Below are 19477 nucleotides of genomic sequence, written 5' to 3'. Positions count from 1 at the left end.
GGGATGCCCGCGTTGAGGAAGTTCATGGTGATGCCGCCGCCCATGGTGCCGGCACCGATCACGCCGACCGACTGGATGGGGCGCTGGGGGGTGTCTTCGGGCACGTCCGCGATCTTGCCGGCCGCGCGTTCGGCAAAGAAGGCATGGCGCAGCGCGGCGCTCTCCGGCGTCCACACCAGCTCGGTGATCGCGGCGCGCTCATAGTCCACGGCCGCGTCGAAGTCCAGGCGCACCGATTGCGACACGCAGTCCAGGCAGCGAAGCGGCGCCGGGTAATTGCGGGAGCTGGCCGCCACCATGTTGCGCGCGAACTGCAGGTAGGCCTCGGCGTTCGGATGCTCGACCTTCAGGTCGCGGGAGCGCGGCAGCGGCCGAACCTGCGCCTTGGCGCGCGCGAACTCGACTGCCGCGGCCCCGACCTCGTCCCGGACGAGCCGGTCGAACAGCTTCTGCGACGGCAGTTCGGCCAGCACGTCGCTCATCACCGTGTTGCCGGTCACGATCATGTTGAGTGCGGCTTCGAGCCCGATCAGGCGCGGCAGCCGCTGGGTGCCGGTCGCGCCGGGCAGGATGCCGATGCGCACCTCGGGCAATGCGACCTGCGTGCCGCTCTGCACGACGCGGTAGTGGCACCCCATCGCGAGCTCGAGGCCGCCGCCCATCACGAAGCCATGGATCGCGGCCACGACAGGCTTGGTGCAACCTTCGACGAGCCGGATCACGTCGACGAGCTCCGGCGACGCCGTTGCTTCCGGCTTGTTGAACTCGCGGATGTCGGCGCCTCCGCAGAAGGCTCGTCCCTTCCCGGTCAGCACGACCGCGAGGACCTCGGCATCGTCCTGCGCACGCGCAATCGATTCTGCGATGAATCGGCGGTTTCCCAGGCCGAGGCTGTTGACGGGGGGGTTGTCCATCGCGACGATGGCAATGCCGTCGCGCACTTCGTAGCTGGCTGTCACGTAGGTTCCTTTCGCCATTGGATGCGCACCGATGTTCCTTCAGCCGCCGCTGCAAGCGCATCAACAAGGCGCATGCGCCGGATGAAAAGCCTTCATGCCCAAGGGCCCCCGGCGCGGCCCGGTCGGGGCACCATCGAGTCATCTCCCACTCCGCTGGCCTGCCTGCACCCACGCACCTCCGACACCATGCACTTCGACTACACGCCCAAGGTCCAGGACCTCCGCACCCGCCTCCTCGCCTTCATGGAGGAGCACATCCATCCCAACGAGAAACGGCACGAGGAAGAAGCCGAGCAGTCCCGGCAGAACGCCCGCAACGGCGGCAGCTACACCACGCTGCCGCTGATGGAGGAGCTCAAGCCGAAGGCGCGCGCCGCCGGCCTGTGGAACCTGTTCCTGCCCGAGGCCGGCCATGGCGCGGGCCTGACGAACCTCGAGTACGCGCCGCTGTGCGAGATCATGGGCCGGCGCTACTGGTGTGCCGAGGCCTTCAACTGCAGCGCACCGGACACCGGCAACACCGAGGTGATCGCGCGCTACGGCTCGCCCGAGCAGCAGGAGCGCTGGCTGCGCCCGCTGCTCGACGGCGAGATCCGCTCCTCCTTCGCGATGACGGAACCGGCGGTCGCCTCGTCGGACGCCACCAACATCGAGTGCAGCATTCGCCGCGACGGCAGCGACTACGTGATCAACGGGCGCAAGTGGTACATCACCGGCGCGATGAACGAGCGCTGCAAGCTCTTCATCCTGATGGGCAAGACCGACCCGGACAACGCCGACCGGCACCGCCAGCAGTCGATGATCATCGTGCCGCGCGACACGCCCGGCGTGACCGTGCTGCGCGACATGGCGCTCATGGGCCACTACGACGCGCCCTTCGGCCACCCGGAGGTGCTGTTCGAGAACGTGCGGGTGCCGGCGTCGAACCTGCTGCTGGGCGAGGGCCGCGGTTTCGAGATCGCGCAGGGCCGGCTCGGCCCCGGGCGCATCCACCATTGCATGCGCATGATCGGCATGGCCGAGTCGGCGCTGGAGATGATGTGCGAGCGGGTGGTCTCGCGCGTCGCTTTCGGCAAGCCGCTGTCGGAGCAGGGCGTCTGGCGCGAGCGCATCGCGAAGGCGCGCATGCTGATCGACCAGACGCGCTGGATGGTGCTGCATGCCGCCTGGCGCATGGACACGGTGGGCAACAAGGTGGCGGCCAAGGAGATCGCGATGATCAAGGTCATCGCGCCCAACAACTGCGTGCAGGTGATCGACGACGCCATGCAGGCCTTCGGCGCGGCCGGCCTGAGCCAGGACACGCTGCTGACCTCGTTCTATGCCTACGCGCGCCACCTGCGGGTGGCCGACGGCCCGGACGAGGTGCACCGCAATGCGATCGCCAAGCAGGAGCTCGCGGGCTACCGCGTTGCCGCGGTGCGCTGAACGGAAGGCAGCGAAAAGGGGCTGCGCGCCCCCCTCTCAGTTGATCGCCATCGATGCGGCCGGATCGTGCAGCATCCGGCGCAGCAGCTTGCCGTTCTCCGACGACGGCAGGCCGCTGCGGAAGATCACGGTGCGCGGCACCTTGTAGTGCGACATGTGCTGCAGGCACCACTCGATGATCTTCTGGTCCACGCGGTCGGTCTGCTGGCCGGCGCGCACGCGGGCCGCCGCCTCGTCCTTCAGCACCACGTAGGCCTGCACGGCCTCGCCGCGGTCGGGGTCGGGCAGGCCGACCACCGCGGCCTGGCGCACGTCGGGATGCAGGGCGAGGATGGCCTCGACCTCCTCCGGGAACACGCTGTAGCTCCAGACCTTGATCATTTCCTTGGTGCGGCCCAGGAAGGTCAGGTAGCCCTCCTCGTCGAGCACGCCGACGTCGCCGGTGCGAAGCCAGCCGTCGAGCAGCATGGCCTGCGTGGCGGCCGGCTGCAGCCAGTAGCCCTTGTAGCGGATGGGGCTGCGCAGCAGGATCTCGCCACGCTGGCCGGCCGGCAGGTCGCGGCCGGTCTCGGGGTCGACGATTCGCAGCTCCACGCCGGGCGCGGGCTTGCCGTTGGTGCCCCACTTGATGGCGTCGGGCGGCATCAGCGTGTCGCAGGTGTGCGTCTCGCTCAGGCCGTAGCCGGCCTCGTAGACGAGGCATTCGTTGGCAAAGCGGCTCCAGCGCCGCGCGAGCGATTCGCTCAGCTGCACGCCGAAGCTCGTGCCGACCGTGGTGCGCAGCGAGGAGAGGTCGAAGGTGGCGGCATCGTCGCAGGCCATCACCGAAGGCAGCGAAGGCGCCATGGTGTACCACCAGCTCACCCGGCAGGCCTCGATGGCCTGCAGCACTGCGGTGGCATCGAAGCGGTGCAGCAGCACGACGGTGGCGCCACAGTAGATCGGCAGCGCCAGGCCGGTCATCATGCCCGAGATGTGGTGCAGCGCGACGTCGGCCAGCATCACGTCGCCTTCGCCCAGCCGGAAGCCGTCAGCGCTCACCGCGGTCTTGTAGAGCGCGCATTCGAAGCTGATCATCGCGCCCTTGGGCAGGCCGGTGCTGCCGGAGGTGTAGGCCATGAGGCAGACGTCGTCCATCGCGATGGTGTCGACCGGCGTGAAGGGGCCCGCCTCCGCCAGCGCGTCGGCGAAGTCGATCACGCAGCCCGGCAGCGGCGGTGCCGGCTCGTGCCGCAGCCGGATGCAGGGCGGCACGTCCATGGCCAGCGTCGCGGGCAGCATGTCGCCATAGCGCACTGCATAGACATGGGCCACGGTGCGAAGCGCGCGAGAGCCGAGCACGACCTTGAGCAGCTCCTCGCCCGCGACGATGGCGCTGGCGTCGAGCTCGGTCAGCTGATGCTCGAGCTCGTAGGCGCGCGCATCGGGGTTGCACGGGCTCACGATGGCGCCGAGCTTCTGCACGCCGAAGTGCGCGATGAGGTATTGCGGACAGTTGTGCAGGAAGAGCGCGACCACGTCGCCCTGGCCGATGCCTCGCTCGCGCAGGCTCTGGGCGAAGCGATCGCTCAGGTCGTCGAGCTCGGCGTAGCTGATGCGCCTGCCATACCAGACCAGGGCGGGCTTGTCGGGGGTCCTGCGGGTGTGCTCCCGCAAATACTCGTGCAGCGGCTGCTGGCCGTGGCGGTAGGCGATCATCCTGGCGTGTCTCCGGTCGATTGCGCATTTCGGGCTGGCCCGCGGTGCGAGGCGTCCCTTTTTTCTTTGCGATCATGCGGCCACGCGCCGGCTGCGGCAAGCGAAGCCCAATGAATATTGGGCATTGAGGTCCATCGTCCTGATGCATGGACCGGCGACGCGCCGGGGGCGCGCGCAGCTTGGGCCCGAGCCCTTTGGAGCCCTAGGCCGCCTGGCGGGCCGCTCGGCGCGCGGCCGGGGCGGGCTGCGCCGGCGCATCCTCGCCGCGCTCGCGCAGGTACGCGAGGATCGGCGCGGTGGTGCGCTCGATCTCGTCGTGGATGCCGCGCCGCGCCACCTCGCCGTCGTGCTTGCGCAGTCCGCGCAGCACCATGTGATGCGGGTGCTGCTTGCGCGGCTGCCCCATCGCGTGGGTCTGCAGCGCCCTCATGAGCGGCCCGCACTGCAGCCAGAGGCTTTCGACCATGCGCTGCAGCACCGGCATGTCGGCCAGCGCGTAGACGCCCATGTGGAAGCGCTCCGATTCGAGCAGCTCGCCGGCCGTGTCGCCCGCCTCGCGCAAGGCCGCCATGCGCTCGTGCAGCGCCTCGAGCTTCTTCACGTCGTCGCTGCCGGCTTGCAGCGCGGCGCGCGCGGCAGCCTCGCCCTCGAGCATGAGCCGCAGCTCGCGCACCTCGGCAAAGCGCCGCTCGCTCATCACCGGCACCCGCACCGAGTGGTGCCCGACCTGCTCGAGCGCCTGCTCGGAGATCAGCCGCGCCAGCGCCTCGCGCACCGGTGTCGGGCTGATGCCCATCTCGGCCGCGAGGTCCCGCAGCTTGAGCTTCTCGCCGGGCGCGAACCGGCCTGCCTTGAGGTCGCGGCAGAGGCGGCTGTAGGCCTGCGCGTTGAGGCTGTCGCGGGTGAGGATGTCGTCCATGGGATGGGAAGCGTGCGGGCGGCGCGCTTTGTCAAATAGCTTATATGTTATTTCACCAGGCTCGCGCGTCAGCGGCCGGTGAACGCGGGGGGCCGCTTTTCCAGGAAATGCGCCACGCCTTCCCGGAAATCCTCGCTGCCGAAGGAGGCCTGCATCTCCTCGTCGGCGCGGCGCCAGGCGGTGTCGAGATCCTGGAACAGGCTGTCGTACACCTGCCGCTTGATGACGCCGATGGAGCGTGGGGAGGCGTTGTCGGTCATGTCCCTCGCGATGGCCTGGACGCGCGCGAGGAAGCCGTCCCTCGGCAGTGCTTTCACCAGGCCCACCGAGGCAGCCTCGGCCGTGTCGAGCGTGCGCGCGGACAGGAGCAGGTCCAGCGCGTGGGTGGGGCCGATCAGCCGGGGCAGCATCCACGAGATGCCGTGCTCGGCGATCAGCCCGCGCTTGGCGAAGGCGGTGGTGAGCTTCTGGCCTTCGGCCATGTAGCGGAAATCGCAGAACACGGCCATGCACAGTCCGATGCCGGCGATCGGCCCGTTGATGGCCACGAACAGCGGCTTGCGCACGCGCAGCAGGTAGCTGAAGCGCCAGGCGTAGTTGGCCTCGATGCCCGCTGCGGCCGCGGGCGCGGCCGGCGGTGCGGCTGCAGCGCTGCCGGCCGCTCCGGCTGCGCCGGCCTCGAGGATGTCCATGTCGGCGCCGGCACAGAAGCCCCGGCCCGCGCCGGTGACCACGACGGCCCGCACGGCTTCGTCGGCCTCGGCGGCTTCAACCGCGTGGCGGAACTCGGTTTCCATGCGGTGCGTCCATGCATTGAGCCGGTCGGGCCGGTTCAGCGTGATGGTGCGGATGCGGCCTTCGGTCGCGACGGTGATGTCCTGGTAGGTCATTGAATGCTCCCGCGCGGCCTTCAGGCCTCGCCGCCGATGGTCGCACCGCCGTCGACCACGATGGTGGTGCCCGTGATGAAGCGCCCGGCGTCGGAGCCGAGCAGCAAGGCCGCACCGGCGATGTCCTCCGGGTCTCCGATGGCGTTGAGCGGACTGGACGCCAGCGCGGCAGCCAGCGTCTTCGGGTTGTCCCACAGCGCCTTGGCGAAGTCGGTCTTGATGAGGCCGGGTGCGATGCAGTTGGTCCGCACGCCCTGCTTGCCCCATTCGAGCGCAAGGTTGCGCGCGAGCTGCATGTCGGCCGCCTTGGAGATGGCGTACGCGCCGAGCACCCGCGACCCGGTGAGGCCCGCGATGGAACTGATGATGACGATCGAGCCGCCGCCACGCTCCGCCATGCCGGGCGCCACGCGGTTGACCAGCCAGAGGTTGGAGCGGATGTTCACGTCCATCACCTTGGAGAACGCCTCGTCGGTGATGCCCGACATCGGCCCGTAGTACGGGTTGACGGCGGCGTTGCAGACCAGCACGTCGACCGGCCCGTAGGCCTGCTCGGTCTGGTCGACCAGCGCGGCGACCTGCTCCTTGCCGGAGATGTTGCACGCGATCGCCATCGCTTCCAGCCCTTCGCCGCGCAGCTGCTCGACCACGGCATTGCAGGCGTCCAGCTTCCGGCTGGTGACGACGACACGCGCCCCTGCGCGGGCGTAGGCGACGGCGATGGCACGGCCGATGCCGCGCGACGAGCCGGTGACGATGGCGGTCTTGCCCTTGAGAGAAAAGCGGTCCATGACGGTTCCTTCAGCGATTGACGAACTTCGGCGCGCGCTTCTCGACGAAGGCGCGGGCCGCTTCCTGGTGGTCTTCGGTCATGCCGCAGCGGATGTGCCGGATGGCCTCGTGGTCGAGCGCCTGCGCCAGCGTGGCGCCCTGCTCCGCGGCATTGAGGTTGGCCTTGATGTGGCCCAGCGTGATCGAGGGGCCGTCGGCAAGCTGCTGCGCGAGCGCCCGGCCTTCGGCGTCGAGCTCGGCGTCTGCGACGACGCGGGTGACCAGCCCGAGCGCGAGCGCCTCGTCTGCCTTGAGCACGGGCGACAGCAGCGCGAAGGCGCGGGCGCGCGGGCCGAGCAGATGAGTCAGGAAGTAGGTGCTGCCGAAATCGCCCGACAGCCCGACCTTGGCGAAGGCCGAGGTGAGCTTGAGCGTGTCGCTCGCCAGCAGCAGGTCGCAGGCGAGCGCGAGCGACAGGCCCGCGCCCGCCACCGCGCCGCGCGCGACGGCGATGGTCGGCTTGGACATCTCGTGCAGCAGGCGGGAACACTCCATGTGCTCGCGCAGCTGAAGCGTGCGGGACTCGAGCGTCTGCGACGCCGCTCCATCCTCGGCCATGGCCTTGACGTCGCCGCCGGCACAGAAGGCACGCCCGGCGCCGGTCAGCACTACGGCGCGCACGCGTGGGTCAACGGCGGCGCGACGCAGCGCGGCCAGCAGTGCCTCGGTCATGGGCACTGTCAGGGCATTGAGCCGTTCGGGCCGGCTGAGGGTGAGCGTCAGCACGCCCTGTTCGAGATGCTCGATGAGTTCGGTGGTCAAGTGCCTGTCTCCTGCGGATGGTGGTGGGGTGTGGGTCAGAGGGCGCCTTCGGCCTCGAGCGCGGCCACCTGCTCGGCCGGCATGCCGAGCCACTGCTGCAGCACCTCGGCGTTGTGCTCGCCCACCGCCGGCATTGCGCGCTCGATGGCCAGCGGGGTGCCCGACAGGTGGATGGTCACGCCCTGCACGGGTACGTTCACGCCGCCGAAGGGAATGTCGGCGATGGCGCCGCGATGGCGCAACTGCGGGTTGTCGACCACCTCGTCGATGGTCGCGACCTTGGCGCAGGGCACGCCCTCGGCCTCGAGGCGCGCGACGACCTCGTCGGCCTGGTGCGACAGCATCCACGCGGCCACGGCACCCTCGACCGCATCGCGGTGCTCGAGCCGGGAGGCCATCGAGGCGAAGCGCGGGTCGTCCAGCAGCGCGGGCTGCTTCATGGCGCGCACGACGCGCGGGAACATGTTGTCGTCGCCGCCCACCATCAGCACGTAGCGGCCGTCGCCCGTGCGGAAGGTGTTCGAGGGCGCCACGAAGCGGTCGCGGCTGCCGACCCGCGTCATCGTGGTGCCGAAGAGCTTCTGCTGGGGAATCGCCGTCATGAGCATCGAGGTGGCGCTCTCCAGCAGCGACACGTCGACGAGCTGCCCCTCGCCCGAGGCATGGCGGGCATGGAGCGCCGCAAGAATGCCGAGCGCGGTGTACATCCCGGTCGTGTAGTCGCACATGAACGAGCCGATCATCGTGGGCGGGCCGTCCTCCTGGCCGGTCATGTCCATCAGGCCGCTCATGGCCTGTGCCACGCCGTCGAAGCATTGCTTGGTGGCGAGCGGGCCGTCCTGCCCGAAGCCCGAGATTCGCGCCATGATCAGGCGCGGGTTGAGTGCGTGCACCGCCTCCCAGCCGAGGCCCATCTTCTCCATCGTGCCCGGGCGGAAGTTCTCGACCAGCACGTCGGCACGGGCGATCAGCTCGCGCAGGACCTGCAGGCCGGCGGGGCTGCGCAGATCGATGGCCAGGCTCTTCTTGTTGCGGTTGACGATGAAGGTGTAGAGGCTCTGGCCATTGACGGCCGGCGCGGCGCGCCGGGCGTACTCGCCCTCGCCCGGCGGCTCGATCTTCACCACCTCGGCGCCCATGTCGCCCAGCATCATGGCGCAGTAGGGGCCGGCAATGAAGCGCGAGAGGTCGAGCACGCGCAGTCCAGCAAGCGATGTCATGTCGGGTGGCCTTGTCTCTTGTGGCTTGTGATTTGTGTATTTGTTATATCATATTCACAATTGCCAGTGTTGGCGAGCACAAGGAGACAGACGTTTTGACGACGACCTATTTGAGACTTCGCCAGCTCTGCCTGGTGGCCTCCAGGCTGGCACCGGTGGAGGAGGATCTCTGCGCGGTGTTCGGGGTGCGGGTCTGCCATCGCGATCCCGAAGTGGGGCAGTTCGGGTTGCACAACGCCCTCATGCCCTTCGGCACCAGCTTCGTCGAGGTGGTCGCGCCGCAGCGCGAAGGCACCGCGGCGGGTCGCTACCTCGAGCGCCGCAAGGGCGATGGCGGCTACATGGTGATCCTCGACAGCGAATCGCTGCCGCGCTGGCGCACGCATGTCGATGAGATCGGCGTGCGCATCGCCGCGCCGCTCGCGCTGGGCGACTACGAAGGCATGCAGCTGCACCCGCGCGATACCGGGGGCGCGCTGCTCGAGATCAACACCACGCGCAACGGCGCGGACCTGAACGGACCCTACTGGCCGGCGGGCCCGCATTGGCGCGATGCGGTGTCGGACGCGCGCGTGCAGGGCATCACGGGCGCCGTGCTGCAGGCGGACGATCCAGCCGCGCTGGCGGCGCGCTGGGGCCGCATCCTCCAGCGGCCGGTCGAACGCGCGGGCGATGGGTGGCAGCTGCAGGTCGACAACGCAAGGCTTCGCTTCGTGGCGCCGCGCGACGACCGCGGCGAAGGGCTGGCGGGCATCGAGCTGGCGGTGCGGGACGCCTCGGCCATCCGCACAACAGCGCAAGCCCGAGGGCTCGCTGCGGATGCAGCGGGCGTGCGCATCGGCGGCGTCCACTTTGCGCTGGGTTCGCGGGACTGACGCGGCAATCCGCCGCATCCACCAGGAGACAAGAGATGGAACTGGCCTTTTCGAAGGAAGAGCAGGCGTTCGCCGACGAAGTGCGTGCCTTCATCACCGCCAACCTGCCGCGCGACATCGCGCGTCGCGTGGAGCACGACCTGCATCTGCATCGCGAGGACTTCATGCGCTGGCAGCAGATCCTCGCACGGCGCGGCTGGCATGCGTACACGTGGCCGGTCTCGCAGGGCGGCCCGGGCTGGAGCGCAACTCAGCGCTACATCTTCGAAACCATCAGCGCGGAGCTGAACTGCCCGACCATCCAGCCCTTCGGGCCGCGCATGGTGGGCCCGGTGATCTTCAACTTCGGAAGCGTTGCACAGAAGCAGCAGCACTTGCCGGGCATCCGGGCGTCGACCGTCTGGTGGTGCCAGGGCTATTCGGAGCCGGCCTCAGGCTCGGACCTGGCCTCGCTCGCCACCCGCGCGGAAGACCGCGGCGATCACTACCTGGTCAACGGCCAGAAGATCTGGACCTCGTACGCTCACCATGCCGACTGGATGTTCTGCCTGGTGCGCACCAGCCGCGAGGCGAAGGCGCAGCACGGCATCTCGTTCCTGCTGATCGACATGAAGTCGCCCGGCATCGCGATACAGCCGATCCCGATGCTGGAGGGCACGCACTCGTTCAACGCGGTCTTCCTGACCGACGTGAAAGTGCCCAAGTCCAACCTGGTCGGCGAAGAGGGCCGCGGCTGGAGCTATGCAAAGTTCCTGCTGGAGCATGAGCGCGTCGAGAACTCGAACATCGGCTTCTCCACCTTCGCGATGCGCCGGCTGCACCGCATCGCATCGGGCGTGCAGCATCGAGGCCGCCCGCTCATCGAAGACCCGGTGTTCCGCGCCAAGGTGTCGGCCACCGAGGCGCAGCTGAAGGCACTGGAAGTGACGACGCTGCGAGCGCTGTCGAGCATGGGCTCGGGCAGCTCGCCCGGCGCCGGGCTGGCCTCGGCGCTGAAGATCCGCGGCACCGAGATAGGCCAGCGCATCACGGAGCTGATCTTCGAGGCCGCGGGCCCCGAGGGCCAGGTGCTCGACCCGGCGCTGATGCGCGGCGAAGGAAATCTCGACGGCATCGAGGCCAGCGTGCGCGGCGCCGCGCCCAACTACTTCTGGCGCCGCGCGATGTCGATCTACGGCGGCAGCAACGAGATCCAGCGCAACATCATCGCCAAGCACGAGCTTGGGCTTTAGGGTGCGCGTGCGCGGGGGTCGGCGGGCGCCGCCGCAGCGCCCGGCTTGTTCTGCACCTCAGCGATGCACTTCGGACTCGCCATGCCTCACGAGCAGCTGCATCAGGTGCTTGCGGATCAGCATGCCGGGCCGGTCCGATTCCATCGAGTACTCGACGCCGCGCCGGCGCGTGTCGACCAGTGCATCTGGGTCGGTCGATTCGAGGATGTCCTTGTCCTCGCGCGTGATCTCGGCGTCGAAGTCGATCAGCATCTGCGCCGGGCAGTCGGCCTCGGTGTCGTTGCGGAACAGCCATTGGCACAGCTGCATGCGGCCGTCGTCGATGGGCGTGAAGCAGTTGATGATGACGTGGCGGATGCCCGAGGGGTATTCGATGTCCAGCCGCCGCGAGAAGGGCAGGAAGTAGGCGTTGCGCATGTGGCGCGTGGTGACGGGCTCGCTCACGCCGCTGATCTTCTGGAAGCGGAGCGGGTTGACCGCGTCGATGACGGTCTCCGCGTGGAAGCCGCCCTCGTTCTCCACCAGCTCGTACCTGCTGGGCTTCGGGCTCGCGGCCACGCCGAAGGTGGCGCGATGCACGAAGCTGAAGTGCGAGTTGTCGAAGGAGTTCTCCAGCGCGCGCATCGGGCTGGTCTGCCATTCCTCGTAGAACTGGAAGATGGTGCGCCACCTTGGGTCGTCGAACTCGGGGATGGGCGGGATGTCGGCGATCGGCTCTTCCAGCGCCACCCAGGCATAGCCATGGCGCGCCTTGCAGGCGTAGGCGGTGGTGCGGTAGTCGGGGGAGATCGGGCGATCGGCCTCGTACTGGGGGATGCGGATCACCCGGCCGCCGCGGTCGTAGGTCCAGCCGTGATAGCCGCACTGGATCGCGCCCTGGCCGCAGGCCTGCCCCTGCGCATCCACGCACCAGCCCTTGGAGAGCTTCGCGGTGCGGTGGCAGCAGCGGTCGCGCAGTGCTGCGGGCTGCCCTTCGGCATCGAGGAAGAGCACGATGTTCTCGCCCAGCAGCGTGAAGGGCTTGGGCCCCTGCTGCAGATCGGCCAGCGGCATGACGGCATGCCAGAACTTGCGGAAGACGGGTTGCTGCGTGACGAGCATGGGAAACGAACTCCTTCGGTTGCGTGGGGTGACGACCATGAAAGAGCAATTTCCCGCCGCGGGCACCAAGATCGGGATGCCGGGCTGAACGCTTCTACTCTGCGCAGCGTTTCAAGCAATTTGCGCGCCTGCATTGTGCGCCAGCCGGTCGCTCCGAAGCGCGAGCGCAGGCGATGCGTCGCGGCATGGCTCCTGCTTTCGTCAGGTATCCGGGCCCGCCTACGATCCGCATCGGCACGCTTGGATAGCATGAAAGTCATGGATTCGCTCCTTCTCCCCACCCTTCCCCCAGAGACCCCGCTCGACGAGCGAGACGGGCGCTACCTGCGCAAGGCCATCGTGTGGTCGCATGCCGCGCGGCGCCGCGGCAACCGGCCCTTCGGCGCGGTGATCGTCTCGGCCGACGGCGAGGTGCTGGCCGAGGCCTGGTGCAACACGGCCGAGACCGGCGATGTCACCGGCCACGCCGAGACCAACGCGGTGCGCATGCTGGCCGGGCGCGGCCTCTCGCGCGATGCGCTGGCGGCCGCCACGATCTATTCCTCGGCCGAGCCCTGCGTGATGTGCGCGGGCGCCATTTTCTGGTCGAGCATCGGCCGCGTGGTCTTCGGTATCGATGCCGAGCGCTTGCGCGTGTTCCGCGGCGAGCGCCCGGAGCAGCGCGACGCGGCGTTGTCCTGCCGCGACGTGTTCGCGGCCTCGGCCCATCCGATCGAATGCATCGGGCCGGCGCTGCTCGACGAAGCCATTGCGGCGCACGTGGGGGCATGGAAGAGCTAGCGAGCCTTCATCACCCACCTCTGCCGTTTCCTTGGGCAACCCAGCACAAATCCTTGCGGGACAAGGCTCTGGCGAGTTGTGCCCGGAGTTTTCCACAAGCTTGTCCACGCTTTTCGGGGAAGGATTCCGACGCGCCGGGCCGCCTCCGTCCTACTCCCTACACTCGCCCGATGCCCTGGAACGCAAGACTCGAGCTCGACTACCGACTGGAAGGCCCGCGCAGCGTCGCGCGCTTCCGCCACGAAGGCCCGCTGCGGATCCTGCAGAGCCTCTACCCCGAGGGCGATGCGGTCTGCCACAACGTGCTGGTGCATCCGCCGGGCGGGCTGGTGGGCGGCGACACCCTCGACATCCGGGTGAGCGCGGCAACCGGCAGCCATGGGCTGATCACCACCCCAGGCGCCAGCCGCTTCTATCGCTCCGAGGGCGAGCCCGCGCTGCAGCGCACCGCGCTGCGGCTGGAGCCCGGGGCGCGGCTCGAATGGCTGCCGCTCGAAGCGATCTGCTTCAGCGGCTGCCGCGCGGAGAACCGGCTCTCGCTGCAGCTCGCCGAAGGCGCGGAGCTCATCGGCTGGGACGTGACGGCGCTGGGCCTGCCCAGCGCCGGCAAGCCCTTCGAGCGCGGCACGCTGCTGCAGCACATCGAGATGCCGGGCGCCTGGCTGGAGCGCGGGCGCATCGATGCCGCGGACCCGCGGCTGCTCGACGGCCCGCTGGGGCTGGCGGGGCATCGCTGCCTGGCCTCGCTGTTCTTCGTCACGGGTACCCCGATCGCGCGGTCGCGGCGCGAAGCCGCACTCGACGCCGCGCGCGCACTGATCGAAGCCCATGCGCTGCGCGACAGCGCCGGCGTGACCAGTCCGCAGCCGGGCGTCGTCGTGCTGCGTGTGTTGGCGCCGCTGGTGGAACCGGCGATGCAGCTGCTGCGACAGGTCTGGCAGGCCTGGCGTGCCGAGCTGTGGCAGATGCGCGGTGCGCCGCCGCGCATGTGGGCAATGTAGGAGGCGCCGGCCCGCTGCGCTGTGGGCCCTTGCCCTACCCGGCGGCTCGCCGTTTTCCGTCCCGGCGGCGGCCAGGCCCCGGCTTATGGTGGGCACTCCAATGAACAGGAGACCTCCATGAAAAGCATCATCCTCTGGCTGTGCGGCGTACCGATCGGCGTCATCATCCTGCTGAAGGTGTTCGGCGTCTTCTGATTTCCCGCAGGGCCCGCGCCGCGCACATGGGGCATGCGACTACAGGCGCAACCCGCCGGCGGCATTAGGCTCGCGGCATGGCCTGCCGCGCAAAGCCGATCCGATGACGGATGTCCACAGCGACATCCCGGCCCGCCTCGACCGCCTGCCCTGGTCGCGCTGGCACTGGCGCGTGGTGCTGGCACTGGGCATCGCCTGGGTGCTCGACGGGCTCGAAGTCACGCTGGTCGGCTCCATCGGCGGGGTGCTGGAGCGGCCCGACACGCTGGCGCTGACGGCCGCGCAGATCGGCTGGTCGGGCTCGCTGTACATCGGTGGCGCGGTGCTCGGCGCCCTGCTCTTCGGCCGCCTCACCGACCGCCTGGGGCGCAAGAAGCTGTTCCTGATCACGCTCGCGGTGTATGCGCTGGCTACGCTGGCCACCGCCTTTTCCCCCGACTTCGCCTTCTTCGCGCTGTGCCGCTTCGTCACCGGACTCGGCATTGGCGGGGAGTACGCGGCCATCAACTCGGCCATCGACGAACTGATCCCGGCACGCGTGCGCGGGCGCGTGAACCTGGCGATCAACGGCAGCTTCTGGATCGGCGCTGCGCTGGGCGCGGGACTGAGCCTCGTGCTGCTGGACCCGCAGGTGCTCGGGCCCGTGTGGGGCTGGCGAGCGGGCTTCGGGCTGGGCGCGCTGCTGGCGGTGGCGATCCTGCTGGTGCGGCGCAACGTGCCCGAGAGCCCGCGCTGGCTGATGGCCCATGGCCGCGCCGAAGAAGCGGAGCGAATCGTGGCCGGCATCGAGGCGGAGGTCGCCGCGCAGCATGGGCCGCTGCCCGCGGCGGTGGGCCGCGTGCACTACGGCCGGAGCTCCAGCCCAGGCTGGCGCGAGGTCGCGCAGGTGCTGTTGCGCCTCTACCCGCGGCGCAGCGGCGTGGCGCTGGCGCTCATGATCTCGCAGGCCTTCTTCTACAACGCGATCTTCTTCACCTATGCGCTGGTGCTCACACGCTTCCACGGCGTGCCGGAGGGCAAGGTGGCGCTCTACATCTTTCCCTTCGCGCTCGGCAACGTGCTGGGGCCGCTGATCCTGGGGCCGCTGTTCGACCGCGTCGGGCGCCGGCGCATGATCGCGCTGACCTATGTGTGCTCGGGCATCGGCCTCGCGCTGACCGGCTGGGCCTTCATGCAGGGCTGGCTCGATGCCCGCAGCCAGGCGCTGGCCTGGTCGGCCGTTTTCTTCCTGGCCTCGGCGGCGGCCAGTTCGGCCTATCTCACAGTAAGCGAGGTGTTCCCGCTGGAGATGCGCGCGATCGCGATCGCGATCTTCTATGCGGTGGGCACAGGCGCGGGCGGCTTCATCGCGCCGGTGCTCTTCGGCGCACTGATCGAGACCGGCAGCCGCGGCGCGGTGGCCGTCGGCTATGCGATCGGGGCGGCGCTGGTGGTGATCGCCGGGCTGCTGGCGTTGCGCTTCGCGGTCGATGCCGAACGCAAGCCGCTGGAGGAAGTGGCGCCGCCGCTGGGCTCAGCGCCCGGCGGGCGCGACCCCTGAGGGCGGCGGCTCGGGCGCCTCGTGCAGGTGCGTCGGATGGCCGGCGTCGACCCACGCCTCCAGCCCGCCGGCCAGCGGCCGCGCACGCACGAAGCCGCGCGCCATCAGGGCCTGCGCGGCCAGTGCGGCCGAGATCTCGTTGGGACAGTTGCAGTAGAGGATGATCTCGCGCCCCCTGTCGTCGAAGGGCAGCGCAGCGCGCCGCTGCTGCAGCGCCTTGAGCGGAATCGACAGGGCACCCGGGATGCGGCGCGAATCGACCTGCACGCCGGCCTCTCCGCGCACGTCGACGACGATCGGCGGCGCTTCGCCCGCCATCAGTCCGAGCAGCTCCTCGATACTGGCGCGCGGCATGCTTGCGATGCGCAGGACGCTGCGGCGCCGCCACCAGCGCAGCGCCAGCATCGCCGCCAGCACCACGACCAATGCCGCGGTCGCGACGCCGCCCGCATTGGCCAGTGCATCGAGCACGGCCTCGATCTGCTCCCGGAAGATCCAGCCCAGGCCGAGGAAGACGCCGACCCACAGCAAGGCAGCGACGGTTTCGAAGCCCAGGAAGCGCCAGGAGGACATGCCCAGCGCGCCTGCCATCGGCGGCGCCACCACCGACACACCAGGCACGAACTTCGCCGCCACCAGCGACAGGCCGCCCCAGCGGGTGATCAGGGATTCGCTGCTGCGCACGCACGAGTCGGGCGAGATCGAGATCTTGCACAGCAGCCGCATGAAGCGATAGCCGTAGGCGCGCCCGGCATAGAACCACACGGCGTCGCCGAGCACGTTGGCCAGCAGCGCGGCGGCGACCAAGGCGAAAAGCAGCGCCGGCTCGGCGATGGCTGCGATGCCGCCGGCCACGACCAGCACCGGCGCGGCCGGCACCGGCAGGCCGACGCGGGCGGCGAAGGTGGTGACGAAGACCACCGCCACGGCGTGATCGACCATCAGGGCGATCAGCGTTTCCATGCGCGAGCCCTGGCTGGACGAGGATGGCGCTGGCGGGCAGGAGGCATGGCGTAGCGGCGACGGGGCGCAAGGGGGCGACAGGCGCTAGCGTAGCGCCATCGCCCAGCCCTGGCGATGCGCCGATCCAGCAGGGGTCGGGCCGGCGGGCCGCGCCGGCAGTGTTCAGATCGCGACCAGCTGGCGCACGCCCTGCGCCTCCATGTCCTTGCCCAGGCCACGCGCGATCACCTCGCCGCGCTCCATCACCAGGTAGTCGTCGGCCAGCTCCTGCGCGAAGTCGTAGTACTGCTCGCACAGCACGATCGCCATGTCGCCGCGGTCCGCGAGCATGCGGATCACGCGGCCGATGTCCTTGATGATGCTGGGCTGGATGCCTTCGGTCGGCTCGTCGAGGATCAGGAGCTTGGGTTTGGGCGCCAGCGCCCTCGCAATTGCGAGCTGCTGCTGCTGGCCGCCCGACAGATCGCCGCCGCGGCGCTTGAGCATCTGCTTGAGCACCGGGAAGAGCTCGAACAGCTCGGCCGGGATCGGCGTGCCGGCGGGGCGGTAGGCCAGGCCCATGCGCAGGTTCTCTTCGACCGTGAGCCGCGCGAAGATCTCGCGGCCCTGCGGCACGAAGCCCATGCCGGCACGGGCGCGCTCGTAGGGTGTCTTCCTGTGGATCGGCGCACCGTCGAACTCGATGCTGCCGCTCTTGATGGGGACCAACCCCATCAAGGACTTGAGCAGCGTGGTCTTGCCCACGCCGTTGCGGCCGAGCAGCACCGTGACCTTGCCCGCGTGCGCCTCGATGCTCACGTCGCGCAGGATGTGGGAGCCGCCGTAGTACTGGTGAATGTTCCTGACCTTGAGCATCGTGGTGTTCCTGCCTTCTCAGCGTCCCAGATAGACCTCGATCACGCGCTCGTCGGCCTGCACCTCATCGAGCGTGCCTTGCGCCAGCACGGACCCGTCGCACAGGACCGTGACGATGTCCGAGATGGTCCGCACGAAGCTCATGTCGTGCTCGACCACCATCAGCGAATGCTTGCCCTTGAGCTTCAGGAAGAGCTCGGCGGTGCGCGCCGTCTCCTCGTCGGTCATGCCGGCCACAGGCTCGTCGAGCAGCAGCAGCTTCGGGTCTTGCATGAGCAGCATGCCGATCTCCAGCCACTGCTTCTGGCCATGGCTCAGGTTGCCGGCCAGGCGCGAGACGCTGTCTTCCAGGTGGATGGTGTGCAGCACCTCGGCCAGCCGGTCGGACTGCGCGGAGTCGAGCCGGAACAGCATCGAGGCCTTCACGCCCTTGTCGGTCTTGAGCGCGAGCTCGAGGTTGTCGAACACCGTCAGCTGCTCGAACACCGTCGGCTTCTGGAACTTGCGGCCGATGCCCAGCTGGGCGATGTCGGCCTCCTTGTGGCGCAGCAGGTCGATGGTGCTGCCGAAGAAGACGGTGCCCTCGTCAGGTCGCGTCTTGCCGGTGATGATGTCCATCATCGTGGTCTTGCCCGCGCCGTTCGGGCCGATCACGCAACGCAGCTCGCCGGGCGCGATGTCCAGCGAGAGCTTGTTGATGGCCTTGAAGCCGTCGAAGCTCACGCTCACGTCCTCGAGGTAGAGGATGCGGCCGTGCGTGACGTCGACCTCGCCGGGCGTCGCATGCCGGCCGTAGCCCGCCTCGCGGCCGCCCGAGGCGGTGAGCTTGCCGAAGTCGCTGTGCCGGCTGTGCCGTGCAATGCGCTCCGCGCCTGCGTCCATCAGGTCCGGCGTCATGCGCGGGCTCCTTCGGGCTGCACCGGCAATGGTGCGAGAGCGCTGGGCTCGGCGCCCTGCTCTGCGGCCACGGCCCGCTGCATGGGTGCCTGCGGCGCGTCGTCGGGCATCGTCTTGCGGTCCCTGGACGTCCATTGTTTCACCAGCCCCACGATGCCGTTCGGCAGGAACAGCGTGACCGCAATGAACAGCGCACCGAGGAAGTAGAGCCAGTACTCCGGATAGGCCACCGTGAGCCAGCTCTTGGCGCCATTCACGATGAAGGCGCCGATGATCGGCCCGACCAGGGTGGCGCGCCCGCCGACCGCGGCCCAGATCGCGATCTCGATCGAGTTGGCCGCGCTCATCTCGCCCGGGTTGATGATGCCCACCTGCGGTACGTACAGCGCCCCTGCCACGCCGCACATCACGGCCGAGATGACCCAGATCGTGAGCTTGTAGGGCAGCGGGTTGTAGCCCGAGAACATCACGCGCGACTCGGCATCGCGGATGGCCTGGAGCACGCGGCCGAACTTGCTGCCGACGAGCCACCGGGCGAACAGGAAGAAGCCAAGCAGCGTGAGCCCGGTGAGCGCGAAGAGCGTCATGCGCATCTCCTGCGTTGCGATCGGCGTGCCAAGGATGCGCTTGAAGTCGGTGAAGCCGTTGTTGCCGCCGAAGCCGGTCTCGTTGCGGAAGAAGAGCAGCATCGCGGCGAAGGTCATGGCCTGCGTGATGATCGAGAAGTACACGCCCTTGATGCGCGACCGGAAGGCGAAGAAGCCGAATACGAAGGCGATCAGGCCCGGCACGGCGACGATCAGCACCAGCGTGGCGATGAAGCTGTCGCTGAAGGTCCAGTGCCAGGGCAGCGTCTTCCAGTCGAGGAAGACCATGAAGTCCGGCAAGTCGCTCTTGTAGTTGCCGTCGCGGCCGATCTGGCGCATGAGGTACATGCCCATCATGTAGCCACCGAGCGCGAAGAACAGGCCGTGGCCCAGCGAGAGGATGCCGGTGTAGCCCCAGATCAGGTCCATGGCCAGGGCGCAGATGGCGTAGCACATGATCTTGCCGACCAGTGCCACGGCGTAGTCGCTCATGTGCAGCGCACTGCCCGCGGGCACCAGCAGGTTCAGTACCGGCGCGAGCGCGCAAACGGCGATCAGCGCGACGAAGAAGGCGGTCCAGCCCCTGCCGCCGAGGAGCGGACCTTTGGAAGGAAGTGGGACCCGGGTCATTCGGTAACCTCCGCGCTTCGCGCTGCGGTATTCGCCTTCGGAGCGGCCGTGCGGCTCACTGGAGTACCTTCGCCTTCGGCTGCGGTGCTATTCGCCTTCGGAGCGGCCGTGCGG

Annotated in this window: 18 protein-coding genes; 6 read left to right on the top strand and 12 right to left on the bottom strand. The window is 69.0% G+C overall.

Features of this window, described 5'->3' with window-relative positions; genetic code table 11:
* The coding region (locus ACMGEZ_RS28005) for an enoyl-CoA hydratase-related protein (protein WP_436825552.1) at nt 1–959 on the bottom strand (959 nt) is incomplete at its 3' end.
* A 186-nt stretch (nt 960–1145) separates the two neighbouring features.
* Between ACMGEZ_RS28005 and ACMGEZ_RS28000 the strand changes: the two genes are divergently transcribed.
* Nucleotides 1146–2387, top strand: coding sequence for an acyl-CoA dehydrogenase family protein (locus ACMGEZ_RS28000; RefSeq protein WP_436825549.1), 1242 nt, complete (start codon nt 1146–1148; stop codon nt 2385–2387).
* Nucleotides 2388–2423: 36 nt separating this feature from the next.
* Here the strand turns inward: ACMGEZ_RS28000 and ACMGEZ_RS27995 are convergent, their stop codons facing one another.
* The 6 genes from ACMGEZ_RS27995 to ACMGEZ_RS27970 all read right to left on the bottom strand — a co-directional run bounded on the left by ACMGEZ_RS27995 (nt 2424) and on the right by ACMGEZ_RS27970 (nt 8707).
* Nucleotides 2424–4085 carry an AMP-binding protein gene (locus ACMGEZ_RS27995; RefSeq protein ID WP_436825548.1) on the bottom strand — a complete coding sequence of 554 codons (1662 nt, stop codon included), beginning with the start codon at nt 4083–4085 and terminating at the stop codon, nt 2424–2426.
* Between the two features lie 202 nt (nt 4086–4287).
* On the bottom strand, nt 4288–5004 hold the full coding sequence (locus tag ACMGEZ_RS27990; RefSeq protein WP_436825547.1) for a GntR family transcriptional regulator: 717 nt from the start codon (nt 5002–5004) through the stop codon (nt 4288–4290).
* 68 nt (nt 5005–5072) lie between these two features.
* Entirely contained in the window at nt 5073–5894 is an 822-nt protein-coding gene (locus ACMGEZ_RS27985) for an enoyl-CoA hydratase-related protein (protein WP_436825546.1), read from the bottom strand.
* 20 nt (nt 5895–5914) lie between these two features.
* Entirely contained in the window at nt 5915–6685 is a 771-nt protein-coding gene (locus ACMGEZ_RS27980; RefSeq protein WP_436825545.1) for an SDR family NAD(P)-dependent oxidoreductase, read from the bottom strand.
* A gap of 10 nt (nt 6686–6695) precedes the next feature.
* Nucleotides 6696–7487: an enoyl-CoA hydratase-related protein gene (locus tag ACMGEZ_RS27975; RefSeq protein ID WP_436825544.1), complete on the bottom strand. Its 792-nt coding sequence runs from the start codon at nt 7485–7487 to the stop codon at nt 6696–6698.
* Nucleotides 7488–7522: 35 nt separating this feature from the next.
* Nucleotides 7523–8707, bottom strand: coding sequence for a CaiB/BaiF CoA transferase family protein (locus ACMGEZ_RS27970; protein WP_436825543.1), 1185 nt, complete (start codon nt 8705–8707; stop codon nt 7523–7525).
* A 95-nt stretch (nt 8708–8802) separates the two neighbouring features.
* Here ACMGEZ_RS27970 and ACMGEZ_RS27965 point away from each other — a divergent pair, with 95 nt between their 5' ends.
* The gene (locus ACMGEZ_RS27965; protein WP_436825542.1) at nt 8803–9582 is read left to right on the top strand and encodes a VOC family protein; all 780 of its coding nucleotides are present in this window, start codon (nt 8803–8805) and stop codon (nt 9580–9582) included.
* Nucleotides 9583–9617: 35 nt separating this feature from the next.
* Nucleotides 9618–10814, top strand: a complete 1197-nt coding sequence (locus tag ACMGEZ_RS27960) for an acyl-CoA dehydrogenase family protein (RefSeq protein ID WP_436825541.1) — start codon at nt 9618–9620, stop codon at nt 10812–10814.
* Nucleotides 10815–10871: 57 nt separating this feature from the next.
* Here the strand turns inward: ACMGEZ_RS27960 and ACMGEZ_RS27955 are convergent, their stop codons facing one another.
* Nucleotides 10872–11915, bottom strand: coding sequence for an aromatic ring-hydroxylating dioxygenase subunit alpha (locus ACMGEZ_RS27955; protein ID WP_436825540.1), 1044 nt, complete (start codon nt 11913–11915; stop codon nt 10872–10874).
* Between the two features lie 258 nt (nt 11916–12173).
* Between ACMGEZ_RS27955 and ACMGEZ_RS27950 the strand changes: the two genes are divergently transcribed.
* From ACMGEZ_RS27950 to ACMGEZ_RS27940, 3 genes are all read left to right on the top strand, one after another.
* A complete protein-coding gene (locus ACMGEZ_RS27950; RefSeq protein WP_436825539.1) occupies nt 12174–12695 on the top strand; it encodes a nucleoside deaminase in 522 nt (173 codons plus the stop codon).
* A 170-nt stretch (nt 12696–12865) separates the two neighbouring features.
* On the top strand, nt 12866–13696 hold the full coding sequence (locus ACMGEZ_RS27945; protein ID WP_436825538.1) for an urease accessory protein UreD: 831 nt from the start codon (nt 12866–12868) through the stop codon (nt 13694–13696).
* Nucleotides 13697–13994: 298 nt separating this feature from the next.
* Nucleotides 13995–15431, top strand: coding sequence for an MFS transporter (locus ACMGEZ_RS27940; protein ID WP_436825537.1), 1437 nt, complete (start codon nt 13995–13997; stop codon nt 15429–15431).
* Here the strand turns inward: ACMGEZ_RS27940 and ACMGEZ_RS27935 are convergent.
* The 4 genes from ACMGEZ_RS27935 to urtC all read right to left on the bottom strand — a co-directional run bounded on the left by ACMGEZ_RS27935 (nt 15405) and on the right by urtC (nt 19363).
* Complete coding sequence (locus ACMGEZ_RS27935) at nt 15405–16394, bottom strand: rhodanese-like domain-containing protein (protein ID WP_436825536.1); 990 nt, start codon at nt 16392–16394, stop codon at nt 15405–15407. The genes ACMGEZ_RS27940 and ACMGEZ_RS27935 overlap by 27 nt on opposite strands.
* A 162-nt stretch (nt 16395–16556) precedes the next feature.
* Nucleotides 16557–17249, bottom strand: a complete 693-nt coding sequence (gene urtE / locus ACMGEZ_RS27930) for an urea ABC transporter ATP-binding subunit UrtE (RefSeq protein WP_436825535.1) — start codon at nt 17247–17249, stop codon at nt 16557–16559.
* Nucleotides 17250–17267: 18 nt separating this feature from the next.
* A complete protein-coding gene (urtD, locus tag ACMGEZ_RS27925; protein WP_436825534.1) occupies nt 17268–18146 on the bottom strand; it encodes an urea ABC transporter ATP-binding protein UrtD in 879 nt (292 codons plus the stop codon).
* The gene (gene urtC, locus ACMGEZ_RS27920; protein ID WP_436825533.1) at nt 18143–19363 is read right to left on the bottom strand and encodes an urea ABC transporter permease subunit UrtC; all 1221 of its coding nucleotides are present in this window, start codon (nt 19361–19363) and stop codon (nt 18143–18145) included. The genes urtD and urtC overlap by 4 nt, the downstream gene beginning before the upstream one ends.
* Nucleotides 19364–19477: the final 114 nt, after the last annotated feature.

This window comes from Variovorax stachyos (assembly GCF_051400855.1).
In the GTDB taxonomy this organism is placed as follows: domain Bacteria; phylum Pseudomonadota; class Gammaproteobacteria; order Burkholderiales; family Burkholderiaceae_C; genus Variovorax.
This window is presented reverse-complemented; position numbering and strand designations above follow the sequence as displayed.

Coding starts and splice junctions, on each gene's coding strand:
- ACMGEZ_RS27940 (WP_436825537.1), top strand. CDS start 13,995: ATGACGGATGTCCACAGCGACATCCCGGCCCGCCTCGACCGCCTGCCC.
- ACMGEZ_RS27995 (WP_436825548.1), bottom strand. CDS start 4,085: ATGATCGCCTACCGCCACGGCCAGCAGCCGCTGCACGAGTATTTGCGG.
- urtE (WP_436825535.1), bottom strand. CDS start 17,249: ATGCTCAAGGTCAGGAACATTCACCAGTACTACGGCGGCTCCCACATC.
- ACMGEZ_RS27960 (WP_436825541.1), top strand. CDS start 9,618: ATGGAACTGGCCTTTTCGAAGGAAGAGCAGGCGTTCGCCGACGAAGTG.
- urtC (WP_436825533.1), bottom strand. CDS start 19,363: ATGACCCGGGTCCCACTTCCTTCCAAAGGTCCGCTCCTCGGCGGCAGG.
- ACMGEZ_RS27985 (WP_436825546.1), bottom strand. CDS start 5,894: ATGACCTACCAGGACATCACCGTCGCGACCGAAGGCCGCATCCGCACC.
- ACMGEZ_RS27980 (WP_436825545.1), bottom strand. CDS start 6,685: ATGGACCGCTTTTCTCTCAAGGGCAAGACCGCCATCGTCACCGGCTCG.
- ACMGEZ_RS27945 (WP_436825538.1), top strand. CDS start 12,866: ATGCCCTGGAACGCAAGACTCGAGCTCGACTACCGACTGGAAGGCCCG.
- ACMGEZ_RS27935 (WP_436825536.1), bottom strand. CDS start 16,394: ATGGAAACGCTGATCGCCCTGATGGTCGATCACGCCGTGGCGGTGGTC.
- ACMGEZ_RS27950 (WP_436825539.1), top strand. CDS start 12,174: ATGGATTCGCTCCTTCTCCCCACCCTTCCCCCAGAGACCCCGCTCGAC.
- ACMGEZ_RS27955 (WP_436825540.1), bottom strand. CDS start 11,915: ATGCTCGTCACGCAGCAACCCGTCTTCCGCAAGTTCTGGCATGCCGTC.
- urtD (WP_436825534.1), bottom strand. CDS start 18,146: ATGACGCCGGACCTGATGGACGCAGGCGCGGAGCGCATTGCACGGCAC.
- ACMGEZ_RS27970 (WP_436825543.1), bottom strand. CDS start 8,707: ATGACATCGCTTGCTGGACTGCGCGTGCTCGACCTCTCGCGCTTCATT.
- ACMGEZ_RS28000 (WP_436825549.1), top strand. CDS start 1,146: ATGCACTTCGACTACACGCCCAAGGTCCAGGACCTCCGCACCCGCCTC.
- ACMGEZ_RS27990 (WP_436825547.1), bottom strand. CDS start 5,004: ATGGACGACATCCTCACCCGCGACAGCCTCAACGCGCAGGCCTACAGC.